The 1,043-nt window shown below is 73.4% G+C and carries 1 protein-coding gene; it reads right to left on the reverse strand.

The annotated features are described in order from the left end of the window. On the reverse strand, window positions 1–1,043 hold a 1,043-nt coding region (locus AC1D15_RS34020), incomplete at both ends, for a serine/threonine-protein kinase (protein WP_477829543.1).

Consider the following 1,043-nt stretch of genomic DNA (forward strand, 5'->3'; position numbering starts at 1 on the left):
GGCCAGCACCAGCCCGGCGAGCCCCGCCGCCGCCACCTGCCGCCGGTGCCGGCCGACGAACTTGCGCAGGCGGTAGGCCGCGCTGTCGGGCCGCGCCAGCACCGGCTGGCCGCCGAGGTGGCGCACCAGGTCTTCGCGCAGCGATTCGGCGGTGGGGTAGCGCTGCGCCGGGTCTTTCTTCAGCGCCTTCAGCACGATGGTGTCGAGGTCGCCGGCCAGCATAGGGCGCAGCCGGCGCACGCTGGTGCCGCGGGCGCGCGCGGCCTCGTCGGTCAGCTCGCGCAGGCTGGGGCGCTGCGGCTCGATGCCGAGCACCGCCTCTTCGAGCGCCGCGCACGAGGCGCGCACCGGCTCGTACGGCCGCAACCCGCACAGCAGGCCGTAGAGCACGACGCCGAGCGAATAGACATCGCTGGCGGTCGTCACCGCACAGCCGGCCACCTGCTCGGGCGACGCGTATTCGAGCGTCAGCGCGCGGCCGGCGATGCGCGTCAGCTCGGTCTCGTCGGCCTGGCCGTCGGTCGTCAGCTTCGCGATGCCGAAATCCAGCAGCCGCACCTGGCCGTCTTCGGTGACGAGGATGTTGGCCGGCTTCAGGTCGCGGTGGATCACCAGGTTCTGGTGCGCGTACTGCACCGCCGTCAGCACCTGCAGCATCAGCACCAGGCGCTGCATCAGGCCGAGGTTGCGGCGATCGCAGAAGGCGGCCAGCGGCTCGCCCTGCACGTACTCCAGCGCGAGATAGGGCTGGCCATCGTCGGTGATGCCGGCATCGAGCAGGCGTGCGATGTTGGGGTGCTCCAGCGCGCCGAGGATGCGGCGCTCGCGCGCGAAGCGCTCGTGCACGTGCGGGCCGAGCAGGTGCGTGCGCACCAGTTTCAGCGCGACCTGGCGCTCGTAGAGGCCGTCGTCGCGCTGCGCGAGCCACACCGAGCCCATGCCGCCCTGCCCGATCGGCCGCAGCACGCGGTAGGCGCCGATGCGGCGGCCGACCAGCGAGGGCGTGTCGGCCTCGCGGGCCGTGCGGGCGGCCCGGTCGATGC

The organism is Rhizobacter sp. P2_H2, from assembly GCF_056403375.1.